The sequence below is a fragment of the Methylobacterium sp. 174MFSha1.1 genome, from assembly GCF_900116815.1.
Lineage (GTDB): Bacteria > Pseudomonadota > Alphaproteobacteria > Rhizobiales > Beijerinckiaceae > Methylobacterium.
In genome coordinates, this window is sequence record NZ_FPCB01000010.1 from 185,123 (window position 1) to 199,649 (window position 14,527).

The 14,527-nt window shown below is 72.5% G+C and carries 10 protein-coding genes; 2 read left to right on the forward strand and 8 right to left on the reverse strand.

What is annotated here, in order from left to right; genetic code table 11:
* Positions 1-290 precede the first annotated feature (290 nt).
* The 5 genes from BM430_RS09735 to BM430_RS09755 form a co-directional block, all read right to left on the reverse strand.
* Positions 291-2,735, reverse strand: coding sequence for a PAS domain S-box protein (locus BM430_RS09735; protein ID WP_244539407.1), 2,445 nt, complete (start codon positions 2,733-2,735; stop codon positions 291-293).
* 28 nt (positions 2,736-2,763) lie between these two features.
* Positions 2,764-3,414 (reverse strand): chemotaxis protein CheX, encoded by a 651-nt coding sequence (locus tag BM430_RS09740; RefSeq protein WP_093567124.1) that lies wholly within the window; start codon positions 3,412-3,414, stop codon positions 2,764-2,766.
* A gap of 11 nt (positions 3,415-3,425) precedes the next feature.
* Positions 3,426-3,836, reverse strand: coding sequence for a response regulator transcription factor (locus tag BM430_RS09745; RefSeq protein WP_093567125.1), 411 nt, complete (start codon positions 3,834-3,836; stop codon positions 3,426-3,428).
* A gap of 413 nt (positions 3,837-4,249) precedes the next feature.
* On the reverse strand, positions 4,250-6,403 hold the full coding sequence (locus BM430_RS09750) for a L,D-transpeptidase family protein (protein ID WP_093567048.1): 2,154 nt from the start codon (positions 6,401-6,403) through the stop codon (positions 4,250-4,252).
* A gap of 254 nt (positions 6,404-6,657) precedes the next feature.
* Entirely contained in the window at positions 6,658-8,145 is a 1,488-nt protein-coding gene (locus BM430_RS09755; RefSeq protein ID WP_093567049.1) for a sigma-54-dependent transcriptional regulator, read from the reverse strand.
* Positions 8,146-8,434: 289 nt separating this feature from the next.
* On the opposite strand from BM430_RS09755, the gene BM430_RS09760 reads away from it, so the two are divergent.
* Positions 8,435-10,303, forward strand: coding sequence for a M3 family oligoendopeptidase (locus BM430_RS09760; RefSeq protein WP_093567050.1), 1,869 nt, complete (start codon positions 8,435-8,437; stop codon positions 10,301-10,303).
* Between the two features lie 100 nt (positions 10,304-10,403).
* On the forward strand, positions 10,404-11,450 hold the full coding sequence (locus BM430_RS09765) for a CorA family divalent cation transporter (protein WP_244539408.1): 1,047 nt from the start codon (positions 10,404-10,406) through the stop codon (positions 11,448-11,450).
* Positions 11,451-11,530: 80 nt separating this feature from the next.
* On the opposite strand, the gene BM430_RS09770 is transcribed toward BM430_RS09765, so the two are convergent.
* The 3 genes from BM430_RS09770 to BM430_RS09780 all read right to left on the reverse strand — a co-directional run bounded on the left by BM430_RS09770 (position 11,531) and on the right by BM430_RS09780 (position 14,310).
* A complete protein-coding gene (locus BM430_RS09770; RefSeq protein ID WP_093567051.1) occupies positions 11,531-12,304 on the reverse strand; it encodes a hypothetical protein in 774 nt (257 codons plus the stop codon).
* A gap of 153 nt (positions 12,305-12,457) precedes the next feature.
* The gene (locus tag BM430_RS09775; RefSeq protein WP_177302995.1) at positions 12,458-13,363 is read right to left on the reverse strand and encodes a DMT family transporter; all 906 of its coding nucleotides are present in this window, start codon (positions 13,361-13,363) and stop codon (positions 12,458-12,460) included.
* On the reverse strand, positions 13,360-14,310 hold the full coding sequence (locus BM430_RS09780) for an alpha/beta hydrolase (RefSeq protein WP_093567052.1): 951 nt from the start codon (positions 14,308-14,310) through the stop codon (positions 13,360-13,362). Before BM430_RS09780 ends, BM430_RS09775 begins: the two co-directional genes overlap by 4 nt.
* Between the last annotated feature and the right edge of the window lie 217 nt (positions 14,311-14,527).

The following is a 14,527-nucleotide window of genomic DNA, read 5'->3' on the forward strand; positions in this document are numbered from 1 at the left end:
GACAGCGGAGCCCGGCCCATGACGGGGCCACGGCAGGTTGAGTAGGTATGTCACGCTCCCCTTTCCCGGACGACTGGAGCGTCAGCGGAAGGAGATCCGGGATCCAGGGGGAGACGTGTCGCGAAGCGGCTCCGAATGCTGCACCGTTGCGGACAAGCAGACGCTTCGCGACTTTTAGCGCTGGATCCCGGATCCCCTTTCGCTGACGCTGCTCTCGTCCGGGAAAGGGGGAGGTGAAACAGCGATCGTCCGTTCGACGAACCTCGGCGATCCGGTCGCCGTCCGCTGCCTCACCCCTCGATGATCGACCGGATCTTGGTCGCCAGGCCTTCCACCGGGAAGGGCTTGGTGATCATCTGCATGCCGGGGCCGAGATGGCCGTTGCCGAAGGCGGCGTTCTCGGCGTAGCCGGTCATGAACAGCACCTTCAGGTGGGGGCGCACCTGCCGGGCCTGGTCGGCGAGCTGGCGGCCGTTCAAGCCCGGCAGGCCGACATCGGTCACCAGCAGGTCGATGTGGGAGGCCGATTGCAGCAGGCGCAGGCCCGCCGGCCCGTCGCCGGCCTCCAGGGTGCGGTAGCCGAGCTCGTGTAGCACCTCGACCACCAGGGCCCGCACGGTGGGATCGTCCTCCACCACCAGCACCGTCTCGCCGCGCTCGGCCCGCGGCACCTCGCCCCGCACCTCGGCGGTGGATTCGACCTCGCCGTGGTAGCGCGGCAGGTAGAGCTTGACCGTCGTGCCCTGGCAGGCCTCCGAGTAGATCTTGACGTTGCCCTCCGACTGCTTGGCGAAGCCGTAGATCATCGACAGACCGAGGCCCGTGCCCTGGCCGAGGGGCTTCGTGGTGAAGAACGGGTCGAAGGCCCGCGCGATCACGTCCGGCGGCATGCCGGTGCCGGTATCCGTCACGCTGATGCAGACGTACTGTCCCGCCCGCACCCCGATGTCGCGCGCGGCGTAGGCGTCGTCGAGATGGGCGTTGGCGGTCTCGATCGTGAGGCGCCCGCCCTCCGGCATCGCGTCGCGGGCGTTGATGGCGAGGTTGAGGATCGCGTTCTCGAGCTGGTTGGGGTCGCAGAGCGTCAGCCACAGGCCGCCGGCCACCACCACCTCCAGCTGCACCCGCTCGCCGAGCGTGCGGCGCATCAGCTCGTCCATCGAGCTCACCAGCCGGTTGGCGTCGACGGGCTTCGCCTCGAGCGGCTGGCGGCGCGAGAAGGCGAGGAGCCGGTGGGTCAGCGCCGCGGCGCGCTGGGCCGAGGCCATGGCGAGGCCGGCATAGCGGGTCAGGTTCTCGGTGCGGCCCTCGTTGATGCGGGTCTGCATCAAGTCGAGGGAGCCGACGATGCCGGTGAGCAGGTTGTTGAAGTCGTGGGCGATGCCGCCCGTCAGCTGGCCCACCGCCTCCATCTTCTGCGACTGGCGCAGCTGCTCCTCGGCCCGCTCGCGCTCGGCCACCGCCTCGCGCACCCGCGCCTCGAGCGTGTCGTTGAGCTCGCGCAACGCCACCTCGGCCCGCTTCGACTCGGTGACGTCGTAGACCACACCGACATGGCGCAGGCCCGAGGTCTCGGTGTCGCGGATCGCCTCGCCGCGGCGCACCAGCCAGCGCACCTCGCCGGTCTCGGCGAGCCGCACCCGGGTCTCGATCGGCGGCAACTCGCCCTCGTGGCGCTGGTCGGGGGCGAGCAGCGGCGGGTCGCCCTCGATCACCAGCGCGTTGACGGCGCTCGCCGCGACGGTGCGGGCCGGCACCAGGCCGAGCAGGCTGCAGAATTGCGGAGAGGCGGTCACCGTGGCGAAGCCCGGCACGTGCTCGAAGGCGCCGACCCGGCCCGCCGACTGGGCGATGCGCAGGCGCTCCTCGACCCGCTTCTGCTCGGTGACCTCGACGAGCACGCCGGTGAAGCGGGCGGGCCGGCCGTCGGGTCCGAAATGGCAGCGGCCGCGGGCATGGACCCAGCGCACCGAGCCGTCCTGGGCGAGCAGGCGGTACTCCTTGTCGAACACCTCGGCCCCGCCGAGGATGCCGCTCACCGCGAGGCGCAGCCGCAGGCGGTCGAGGGGGTGGATGCCGGTGAAGAAGGCGCTCGCCGGCAGCGGACCGGGCGCGAGCGGCAGGGTGCCGGGCCGCGGCGGCGGCGTCAGCCCGGTGAGCGCGGCGAAGCGCCCGTCGACGTGCAGGCGCTTGCCCGGGATGTCCCAGTCCCAGGTGCCGGCGATGCCGGCCGAGGACAGGGTCAGGGAGAGCTGGCGCTGCGCCTCGGCCAGCCGCCGCTCGATGTCGGCGAGGCGCTCGCGACCGGTCTCGGCCTCGTGGACATGCGACATGTCCACCTGCGAGGCGAAGAAGTTGACGAGGCGGCCGGCCTCGTCGCGAATCGGGCAGATCAGCAGCTGGTTCCAGAACCGGCTGCCGTCGCGGCGGTAGTTCAGGAGCGTGACCCGGACCACGCGCTCCTCGCGCAGGCCCTCGCGGATCGCCGCCATCGCGCCCGGATCGGTGTCCGTGCCCTGCAGGAAACGGCAATTGCGCCCGATCACCTCGGCGGCGTCGTAGCCGGTGAGCGTCAGGAAGGCCTGGTTGGCGAAGACGACCGGGTTGTCGGGGAGCCTAGGGTCGCTGATCAGCATCGGCTGGCGCGAGTGCTCCAGCGCGGTGAGGAACGGCCCGGCGCGGGTGCGCGCCGCCGCGATGGACGCCGCGAGGGCGGTGCCGTCGGGGGCGCTCACGCGGTGGCTCCGGGACGGGGGCCGGGCGTCATGCGTCGAGGTCGCCGAGGGCGCGGGCGATGAACTCGTCGACCAGGAGCCGCAGGTTCTCCAGCGACGGCAGGTCCATCAGCATCGCCAGGTAGCCGCGGATGTCGCGCTCGCTCACCGAGAAGTCGATGTAGAGGAACAGCACCAGGGCGTCGTCCCCGGCCGCCTCGCCGGTCTCCAGCCCGAAGATCCGCGGGCCGTCCCCGCGCACGATGCCGGGCAGCGACATGGTCAGGGTGCGCTGGAGCATGTTCGCCATGGTGGCGAGGCAGCCGTTGAGGATGATGTTGCCGGTCTCGGCCAGGGCCTCGTCCTCGAGGGCGGCGACCTCCTCGGGCGACAATTCCTCGCCGGCGACGGCCCGGACCAGCTCGCGGCCGTTCTCCTGCGGGAAGATCAGCAGGGCGCGGCCCGCGAAGGCGCCCGCGAAATCCTGGTGCACCACCACGAGCGGGGCCGCCTCGCGCTCGCCGATGAGCCGCGCGGCGGCGTGGCGCGAGACGATCTCGACGGAGGGCACCGAGAGCAGCACCTGGGTGCCGATCATCTGGCGCAGGCTCGCGGCGGCGCGGCTGACCCCGATATTGACGAGTTCGGTGAAGGCGTCCTGCTGCAGCTCGGTCAGTCCCGCCGATGCGGCGGAATTCATGGTGCCGTCGTTCACGGCGTGCCGCCCCGGCGCAGGCGCAGGCTCGCGCCCGAGAGGAAGCCCGCCAGCGCCTCGCCGGTGAGGGGCTTGGCCAGGAACGTCGCCCCGAGCTCGCGGGCGCGGGCGATCACCTCGTCCTGGATGTTGGCGGAGATCACCGCGACCGGCATCCCCGGCCGCGCGGCGCGCAGGTCCTGCGCCAGGGCGAGGCCGTCCTTGCCCGGCATGTTGAAGTCGAGGAGCGTCATGTCGACGGGCTCGGCCGCCACGATGGACGCGGCCTCGTCGGCATGGGCGGCCTCGCGCGCGATCCAGTCCGGCCGGGCCTGCCGCAGCAGCCGCACGGCGACGGCGCGGGCGAGCTTGCTGTCGTCGACGACGAGGACGGTGACGGGCGCGGGGGCGGTCGGAGGCTGCGACATGGTCAGCATCTAGGCGGTTTTCGCCGAAAGGGGAATGGAGAGGGTGATGTGCCCGGCGGCCATGCACGACGGAGCGCGACCCGGTTCATTGGAAGCGGGGCGCCCGTGGACGGGGGAGGCGCGGGCATTCCCCTCTCCCCGCGGGCGGGGAGAGGGCTTTGGTGACCTTGTCGTCACCAAAGCGAGGCGCTAGCCGAGGGTGAGGGGGTCTCGACGGGTGAAGCTCCTACGGAAACACCCCCTCACCCTCACTCCGGCTACGCCTCCGCTCGCTTCACCCCCGACAAGGGGGGTGAAGCCCTCTCCCCGCCCGCGGGGAGAGGAGAGAGCCCGCGCCACTTCCGTCCACGGACAGCCCTGCCTGCCGCCCGCGGGGAGAGGGGGTGTACCGCGCCCCTTGCGTCCTCTGACGGCTACCACCACCCCCGTCGGATCGCCCCGGTCTCGCCGAAATAATCCGGCGCCGGCTGGACCGCCGCCGGCTCCACGGGCTCGGTCGCGGTGGCGACCGGGCGGCGGGGGCTTTGGCGGGGCGCGGCCTGCTGCTGCTGCGCGAGATCGCGATGCGGGCGCGGGGCCGCGCCGGGATGGCCGGGCGGGGTCGCGGCGGGTCTCGAGCCGGCGACCTTCGGCTTGTGGCCGGCCTCGGGCGGCAGCGCCTCGGTCGAGAGGCCGAGCGCCACCTTCACCCGGGCGTTGATGCCGTAGAGATCGGGCAGGCTGCGCAGGGGCCCGGAGCCGTCGGCCTCCAGGGTGAAGTAGGCCAGGTGCACCGGCAGCTTCTCGGGCAGCATCACCGTGCGCTCGCCCTTGCCGATCAGCGTCTTCAGCCGCTCTGTCGGCCAGCGCGGCCCGAGCACGACCTGCGCGAAGCGGAACGGATCGTCGACGCGCACGCAGCCGTGGCTCAGCGCCCGCTCCGAGCGGGAGAACAGGGAGCGGTTCGGCGTGTCGTGCAGATAGACCGCGTGGTCGTTGGGGAACATGAACTTGATGAAGCCGAGCGCGTTGCGCTCGCCCGGCGGCTGCCGGATGGCGATGCCGTTGCCGCGCTTGACCACCTGGTAGCCCAGCCGCGCCGCGTAGTTCGGATCGCGGGCGAGGCCCGGGAGGAACTGGCTCTTGAGGATCGAGGGCGGCACCGTCCAGGACGGGTTGACCACCGCGTAGGTCATCTCGCCGGAGAAGATCGGTGTCGGCGAATCGGGCTTGCCGACGATCACCCGCGCCTCGTCGAGGACGCGGCCGTCGCGGATCACCCGCACCTTGTATTCGGGGATGTTGACGAAGACGTGGGTGCGGCCGAGATCCGTCGGCATCCAGCGCCAGCGCTCCATGTTGGCGAGGAGGTCGGCCTCCTGCCGGTCCGGCGCGGGGCCGGCCAGTGCCGCCACGGTCGCCGGATCGAGCACGCCGCTGGCCTTCATGCCGCGCTGGCGCTGGAAGCTCGCCACCGCGGTCGCCACGCCCTCGTCGTAGGCGGTGGCGTCGGTTGCGCCGCCGAGCCCGAACCGGGCGCGGATCAGCGGCACCCGCGGGTCGCGCATGCCGGTCTTCAGCGCCGGGCCCTTGGGCAGGCGCACCATCGGCACGGCGCGGTTCGGCTGCTGCGCGCGCAACGATGCGAGCTTCGCCTTGAGGGCGAGGTAGCCGGGCTGCCCGGGATTGTAGGCCTGGAGCAGGCCGCCGGCGCCGCTGCCGGCCGGGGTGAGGCGGGTCAGCACCGCGTCGGCGGAGGGCAGGTCGAGCTTCGGGGTGATGAAGCGCGACAGGCGCGACGGTTCGATGCGCCCGCCGCGGGCGTCGCGGGCATAGAGCACGGCCGCCGCCGACAGCTTCAGGTCGGCCTCGGCCCGGTCGGCGGGCTTGGCGTGGGGCGGGTCGAGGAGCGGGATCGGGTAGGCGAGCGGGTCGAGCCCGTCCTCGCCCGCCGCCTGGAGCCGGGCGATCACCGCCTTGGCGGCGTCGCTCCAGCCGGTCTCGGTGAGCCAGACCGACTTGAAGGCACCAAGCGCGTAGAAGGCCTGCATCGCCTCGCGCTGCTTCGTATTGAGGCGGCGGATCAGCGTGAAGTTCGGGTCGGCGAGGCGCGCGGCCACCACCTCGGCGACCGGGTCGCCGGGGGCGGGCGGGGGCAGGGCGGGCACGGCCGCCTCCGCCGGGGCGGGGCTCGTCTCCGCGGGCGCCGCATTGCCCGGCAGGCTTGCGGGCTGGGCCGGGGCGGCGTCGGGCCGGGCGGGTTCGGTCGCGGCGGCCGGCTTCGGCGCGTCGGCGGGATCGGGAGCCACCGTGACGGGCTTGAAACCGTCCGAACCGGGGGTGAGGACGTCGATGCCGGCCCGGGTCGCGTCCTTGGGCGCGTTCTGCCTGGCCGTGTCCTTGGACGGATCCTGGGGCGCGTCCGGGATCGTCGTGATCGCGGGAGGCGGCGTCACGGCCGCGGCCCCCGGCCCTGCTGCGGCGACGCCTTCGGCCCGCGCCGCCGGCAGGCCGGCTTGCGCCGCCAGCAGCACCGCGAGGGTCGCTGCCGCGCCCGCGTTCCGGCCGGTCCTGCGCCTGGGAGCCATGGTCCTCTCCTCGAAGCCGCGGCCGGTCGAAAGCGGCCACGCTGGTCAATCTAGACTAGTAAACACGTCGGCGCAGGCCGTGCCATCGCACGGCAGCCACACCTGGATGACATGCAACCTTGGGCGCGCACGGCGTGTTCTGGCGCACCGCGACGGTGATCGCGGTGCGAAACCCGAGACGGCGACCGCGCTGTGCCGCCCAAGACGGGCAAAATGCGGTTTTCTTCGGACCGGAGCCCGCGCGGGCGCGAAGATCAGGCGGCGTCCTCGGCCTTCTCGTCGTCGAGGCCGAGCTCCTTCAACTTGCGATAGAGCGTGGAACGACCGATCCCGAGCCGGCGCGAGACTTCCGACATCCGCCCGCGGTAGAATTGCAGGGCGTAGCGGATGATCTCGCCTTCCAGGCCCTCCATGGTCTTCATCTCGCCGGTCTCCTCGGCGACGAGGGACAGGGCGTGGGGGTCGCGCACCTCGACCCGGACGATCTCGCGCACCGGGGCCGGCCCGGCGCCGGGCTCCGGCGAGGCGGGCAGGGGCGGGATGCGCACGTCGAAGCCCTCGACCTGGGCGGCGATCTGCGGGAACTCCGCCACGGTCAGCTCGTCGCCGTCCGCCAGCACCACGGCGCGAAACAGCGCGTTCTCGAGCTGGCGCACGTTGCCGGGCCAGTCGTAGCGGGTGATCAGCGCCATCGCCTCCGGGGCGATGCCCCGCACCCGCTTGCCTTCCTCCGCCGCGAAGCGGGCGCAGAACGAGCGGGCGAGGTCGGGGATGTCCTCGCGCCGCGCCCGCAACGGGGGCAGGGTCATCGGGAAGACGTTGAGGCGGTAATACAGGTCCTCGCGGAAGCGGCCCTGCTTGACGAGGTCGAGGAGCGAGCGGTTCGTCGCCGAGACCAGCCGGATGTCGACCCGCACGCTCTTGCGCCCGCCGACCGGATCGACCTCGCCCTCCTGCAGTGCGCGCAGGAGCTTCACCTGCGCGTCGAGGGGCAGCTCGCCGATCTCGTCGAGAAAGAGCGTGCCGCCGGAGGCCTCGACGAACTTGCCGAGATGCCGCTCGGTGGCGCCGGTGAAGGCGCCCTTCTCGTGGCCGAACAGGGTCGATTCGACGAGGTTGTCGGGGATCGCCCCGCAATTGACCGTGACGAAGGGCTTGCCGCGCCGGTCGCCCGAGCCCTGGATCGCCCGGGCCAGCACCTCCTTGCCGACGCCGGATTCGCCTTCGATCAGGACCGGGATGTTCGATTTCGCCGCCCGCTCGGCGAGCCGCATCACCCGGCCCATGTCGGGGCTCTTCGAGGTGAGGTCGCGGAACGAGAGGGCGCCCGAGGCGCGCCGGCGCATCCGCCGGATCTCGTCCTGGAGCTGGTCGACCTGGAGCGCGTTGCGGATCGACACCTGCAGCCGCTCGGGACCGGCGGGCTTGACCACGAAATCGACCGCGCCGGCGCGCATGGCGTTGACGACCGCGTCGATCGAGCCGTTCGCGGTCTGGACGATGACCGGCGTGTCAATGCCGGCCTTGCGCAACTCGGCGAGCACCCCGAGCCCGTCGAGGCCGCCCGGCATCGCGAGGTCGAGGAGCACCACGTCGATGCCGGAATCGGGCGCCCGGATCGCGTCGAGGCCGGCCGCGCCGCTCTCGGCCACCACGGCCTCGAACCCGAGGCGCCGCACCATGGCCTCCGCCAGCCGGCGCTGCACGGGATCGTCGTCGACGATGAGGACCGTGGTGGTCATCTGTACTCCTCGGAAGGACCGGCGCCGAGGAGGCGCCGCCCTGAAAGCCTCTCGCGTCCGGGCCCGGCGAGCGGACGACCGGCGAATCACGCGGCTGTTTCGTTTCGAGCCGCATGCTGCGTCACAAGCGTAAAGTGGCTCTTAACGCCAACGAGAGGTGACCGGGGACAACCCTGCCTCCCTCTGTCCGAGCCTCGGTCGCGCCGCAATCGCCGCGACGTCGGTTGATCGCGGGCGGGTCGCGGCCGATATGTCCCCCGCATCGCTTGCGCCTGAAGGAACATCGTCCATGCCGCTGAGTGCCGCCGCGCCGTCCGACAGCGCCCTGAGCACCGCGAAGGCCACGGCCCGCGCCGTCGATCTCGGGCCGCTGCCGGAATGGGACCTGTCGGACCTCTATGCCGGCCTCGACGACCCGGCCTTCGCCGGGGACCTCGCCCGTGCCGAGGCCGAGTGCCGCGGCTTCGCCGAGAGCTATCGCGGCCGCATTCGGGACCTCGTCTCCGGCGAGGGCGCCTCCGACCGGCTCGGCACCGCGGTGGCCGCCTACGAGGCGATCGAGGACCGGCTCGGTCGGCTGATGTCCTATGCCGGCCTCGTCTATTCGGGTGACACCACCGATCCGGCGCGGGCGAAGTTCTACGGCGACACCCAGGAGCGGCTGACGAACGCCGCGAGCGACCTGCTGTTCTTCACCCTGGAGCTGAACCGGGTCGAGGATGCGTCGATCGACGCCGCCGCCGCCCACCCGCCGCTCGCGCGCTACCGCCCCTGGCTCGAGGATATCCGCCGCGAGAAGCCGCACCAGCTGAGCGACGAGGCGGAGAAACTCTTCCTCGAGAAGTCGGTGACGGGCCGCGCCGCCTGGAACCGGCTGTTCGACGAGACGATCGCGTCCTTGCGCTTCCCGCTGCGCGGCGAGGAGCTGACGCTGGAGCCGACGCTCAACAAGCTCCAGGACCCGGACGAGACCGTGCGCCGGGACGCGGCGGGCGCGCTGAGCACCGTGTTCCGGGCGAACCTCCGGGTGTTCACGCTGATCACCAACACGCTCGCCAAGGACAAGGAGATCTCCGACCGCTGGCGCGGCTTCACCGACGTGTCTGATGCCCGCCACCTCGCCAACCGGGTCGAGCGCGACACCGTCGAGGCGCTGGTCGCGGCCGTCCAGGCGGCCTATCCGCGGCTGTCGCACCGCTACTACAAGCTCAAGGCGCGGTGGTTCGGCCGTGACGACCTCGCCTACTGGGACCGCAACGCGCCGCTGCCGAAGGTCGAGCAGCGCACGATCCCCTGGGCGGAAGCGCGCGAGACCGTGCTCTCGGCCTACGGCGCGTTCTCGCCGAAGATGGCCGAGATCGCCCGGCGCTTCTTCGACGGCAACTGGATCGACGCGCCGGTGCGGCCCGGCAAGGCGCCGGGCGCCTTCGCCCACCCGACCGTGCCCTCGGCCCACCCCTTCGTGCTGGTCAACTACCAGGGCAAGCCGCGGGACGTGATGACGCTCGCCCACGAGCTCGGCCACGGCGTGCACCAGGTGCTGGCGGGCCCCAACGGCGCCCTGATGGCGCCGACGCCGCTGACCCTCGCCGAGACCGCCAGCGTGTTCGGCGAGATGCTGACCTTCCGCCGCGTCCTCGAGGCCACCACCGACCCGGTCCAGCGCCGGGCGATGCTGGCCGCCAAGGTCGAGGACATGATCAACACAGTGGTGCGCCAGATCGCGTTCTACAGCTTCGAGCGCAAGGTCCACCTCGCCCGCCGCGAGGGCGAGCTGACCGCCGAGGCGATCAACGCCCTGTGGATGTCGGTGCAGGCGGAGAGCTTGGGGCCCGCGATCCGGCTCGACGAGGGCTACGAGCCCTATTGGGCCTACATCCCGCACTTCATCCACTCGCCGTTCTACGTCTACGCCTACGCCTTCGGCGACTGCCTGGTGAACTCGCTCTACGGCGTCTACCAGCGGGCGAGCGGCGACCCGGCGGCGGAAGAGGGCTTCGTCGAGCGCTACTTCGCGCTGCTGGCGGCCGGCGGCAGCCAGCCCTACGGCGAATTGCTGGCGCCGTTCGGGCTGGACGCCCGCGACCCGGCCTTCTGGCAGATCGGCCTGTCGATGATCGAGGGCATGATCGCGGAGCTGGAGGCGATGGAGGGCTGAGCCGTCATCGAACCGTCGTGCCCGGCCCCTAGCGACGGCGGCCGGGTGCGGCGGCGTCCCGGTCGCGCCTCTCTCGACAGGCGGGGACGAAGGACGCCCGATGCCGCCCCTCCTCAGCGACGAACCCGCCCTGCCGGGCCTGATCTGGGCGATGCGGTTCGACGCGGCGGGCCGCGGGCGGCTGGTCGAGCCGGGCGAGGAGATCCCGGCGCTCGGCCGCTTCGGCGAGGGCTTCGTCTGGCTCCACGTCAACCTCAACGACGCGCGGGTGCCGGCCCTGGTGGCGGAGGGACGCCTCGGCCCGCCGGACCTCGCGGCGGCGGCCTTCGCCAGCGATCCCCACCAGCGGGTCACGGTCGAGGACGGGCAGGTCGGCGGCGTCATCGCCGACCTCACGCGGGACGCCGAGCTGACCCGCGCCACCGAGGCCTCGACCGCTCTGGAGCGCCTACCGGACGCCGCCGGGCGGCTGCACTTCGTGCTCGGGCCGAACTACCTCGTCAGCGGGCGCCGGCACCCGATCATGGGCCCCGACGCGGTGCGCGAGGCGATCGCCGAGGGGCGGGCGCTGCCCGGGCCGGTGGCTCTGCTCGAAACCCTGATCGGCCGGGTCGCGGCGGCGATCGGGGCCCGCGGCACGCTCCTGTCCGAGCGCCTCGACGGGATCGAGGACCACATCCTCGACGAGCGCATCCGCGACGAGACCCGCCAGCTCGGGCCGATCCGCCGCGACGCCGTGCGGCTGCACCGCCAGCTCAACGGCCTGCGGGCGGTCTTCCATCGCCTGGAGGAGGATGGCGAGGACCTGCTCGAGGAAACCCGGGAGGCGGCCGCCCGCATCGCCCAGCGCCTCGACGCGCTGGACCGCGACATGGTGGTGCTGGCTGAGCGCAGCCGGCTGCTGCAGGAGGAACTGTCGGGGTTGTTGGCCCGCCAGTCGAACCGCCAGCTCCAGACCCTATCGGTCCTGACCGCCCTGTTCCTGCCGTCGACCCTGGTGACGGGCCTGTTCGGCATGAACACCAAGGGCCTGCCGCTGGCCGAGTGGGACGACGGCTCGACGGTGGCGATCGGAATCGCTGTCCTCTCGGCGGCCGCCGCCTTCCTGCTGATCCGCCGGCTCGGGCTCGGCGGGCAGACGCGCTGAGGCGCCCGGGGTCGAGAACGCGGTCGGAGCGATTAGCCGCTCGGGCGATCGTGTCGGTGGTTCGACGGCGGCCGGCCCGCTCACGGCCGGGCGTACGCGCCCGACAACACGGCCTGCAGCCCGATCGGGAACGCCGCCGCCGCCGGCAGACCGAGCGGCGACATCCGGCCATGCATCAGATCGAGCACCGCGAGCGGCAGGTCGAGGACGACCGGCACCGAGCCGTCGGAGAGGTCCCTGACGAGGCAGAGGTGGTGGCGCCGGTCGCTCGGCTCGCCTTTGGGGGTGTCGACCGCGCCGCCGGTGATCGCCGCGTCGAGCGCGTCCTCGACGACCGCCCAGGAGAACAGCGGATCGGCCGCCGCGATGGCCGCGGCGTTGAGCCGTGCCAGATCGGAGACGAAGCTGAACACGAGATCCGCACCCGCGCGGTCGCTCGCAAACCAGTGGGTGCGCGGCGCGTTGACCTCGGTATCGCCGCGGACGGGGTCGAAGGGGCGGTGCGGGACCCAGCCGGCCAGCCACGCATCGATCCGTCGGCCTTCGGCCAGCGCCGCGTCGTCGCCCTTCAGCACGGCCGCCCCGTCGAGCCCTTCACGGGCGAGCCGCGAGACGAGGACGGCGATCCGGTCGGCGTCGCGGGCGAGGAACCGGGTCAGGTTCTCGGCGCGCTGCTCCCGTGTCAGCCTCCGGGGATCGCCGCGATGGAGCGGCGTGTCGGGTGGGTAGTCGCCGAGGCGGGCGGAGAGACGGGCGTAGGGATCGCCGGCCGCCCCACTGGAGCGCGCGGCCGCGCCATCGTCCTGCCGTCCGGACGACCTTCGGCCGCCGAGCCAATCGAGAATGCCGGGCATGGCCCCGGTCTAACAGCCAGCGCGCGACGCGGCCAGCCGTCCGAACCACCATCGAGCCGCGCCGACGACCGGCGCAGTCGAATGCCGGGAAGCCGGCATCCTTGGGAGCCCGCGGGCAGCCCGCGATCCGGTCGAGCCGACCGGGCTTCGCCCCTACGCCGCCTTGCGCTGCCCGGACATCTCCGCCACCGCGATCCCGCCGAGCACCAGGGCGAGGGCCGAGGCCTCGACGAGGCCGAAGGGCTCGCCGACCAGACCCACCGCCAGGATCGCCCCGAAGGCCGGCACGAGGTTGTTGAACAGCCCGGCGCGGTTGGGCCCGATCGTCTCGACCCCGCGCATATAGGCGAGCTGCGCGAGCAGCGACGGCCCGAGCGCCGTGAAGGCGATCAGCGCCCAGCCGGCGGCGCCGGGCCACAGGACGCGGCCGGCGGCCCACTCCGCCGCGAGGAGCGGCACCGAGGTCGCCCAGGCGGCGACCGCCATGGCGGTGAAGAAGGCGAGGCCCGGCACCGCCGGCCGCAAGGGGAGGGCGATGGTGTAGCCGGCGTAGAACAGGCAGGCGAGCAGCACCAGAAGGTCGCCGCGGTTGAAATCCAGCGCCCGCAGCCGGCCGAGGTCGCCGTGGCTCGCCACCAGCACCACCCCGGCGAGCGTGATCGCGGCGCCGACGATCTGCCCGCCCCGCACCGCGACGCCGCGGACGAGGAAGTTCAGGACGAGCACCAGGACCGGAATGGTGCCCTCGATCAGCGACAGGTTGACGGCGCTCGTCAGCGCGCCCGCCTCGTAGGTCAGCGCGTTGAATCCCGTATAGCCGACGCCGCCCATCAGCAGGATCAGCGGCCAGTGCGCCCACAGAACGCGCCGGTGGGCCCAGGTCTCGCGGCCGGCCATCGCGGCGATGGCCGTGAGCGCGATCGACCAGCGCAGGGCGACGAGCGCCTGCGGCGAGACGAGGCCGACCGCGACCTTGCTCGCCACCGCGTTGCCGGCCCAGAGAAACGTCGCGAAGGCGAGAAGCGCGTAGGCGGTCGCGGCCGAACGGCCGCCGCTCACGCCAGGGCCATCAGGAAGCGCTCGATCAGCTCCAGGGCCCGCTGGGTCATGGCGATGGGATAGCGGATGAAGACGTGGCAGCCGCCGGTATAGACCGAGGTGTAGCCGCCATTGTTGGCCGCGGCCCAGCGCATCGACATGAACAGGGTGTCGTCGAGGAGCGGATCGCGGGTGCCGACCGAGAACAGGGCCGGGGGCAGGCCGGCGAGGTCGGCGTAGAGCGGCGACACGTCGGGCGAGCGCCGGGCGACGCCCTCCGGCACGAAGCCGTCGGCGAAGCGGCGGATGTCGGTGGAGTTCAGGACGAGGCGCTCGTCGCCCCAGTTGCGGGCGCTCGCGGTGACGCCGAGGTCGTAGAGGCCGGAAAAGAGGTTGGCGCCGCGGAAGGCCTTGGGCAGCCGGTGGCGGTCGCGCAGGCGCAGGAGCGTCATGACGCTCAAGTGCGCGCCGACCGATTCGCCGCCGATGGTCAGCGCCTCGACCCCGAACAGCTTGCGGCCCTCGTTGTAGAGCCAGAGCGCGGCGGCTTCGCAATCGTCGATCGGGGCCGGGTAGGGATGCTCGGGGGCCAGCCGGTACTCGACCGAGATGCAGACGAAGCCGCAGCGCTCGGCGATGCGCTCGAGCCAGGGATCCTGCTCGTCGGCCCCGCCCCAGATCCAGCCGCCGGAATGGATGTGCAGGTAGGCGCCCCGGGCCTTGCGCTGCGGCCGGATCACCCTGAGCGCCAGCGGCCCGCCGGGACCGGGAATCGTGATCGTCTCGGCCCGCTCGCTGCGGGGCATCGCCGGATAGGCGACGCTGCCGCGCCGGCGGCGCTCGCGCACCTCGGCCACCGGCATGGACCAGGGGTCCGGCGCCTGGGCCTGGGCGGCGATGATCTCCCGGTTCAGCCGCTCGGCGTCGGGATCGGTTTTCGCCGGGTCGAAGAGCGCGTGGTCGATCATGCTCGGGGTATCAATCTCGCGGCGCTGCGCCGCCGGCCTCGCGGGCGGCGGAGCGTCTCGGGGTTGCGGGCGGGCCACCGTCCTGCCCGGTGTGGCACACCGGGCATCTTGGGATAATCCGCGAAGGTTGCCATCTCAGGTCCGGATTGCCAAACGGTGCAATGCGCCGGGCGGCGCAGGGTTTCGTTCGGGATGTGACAATCCCGCAACGCCGGCC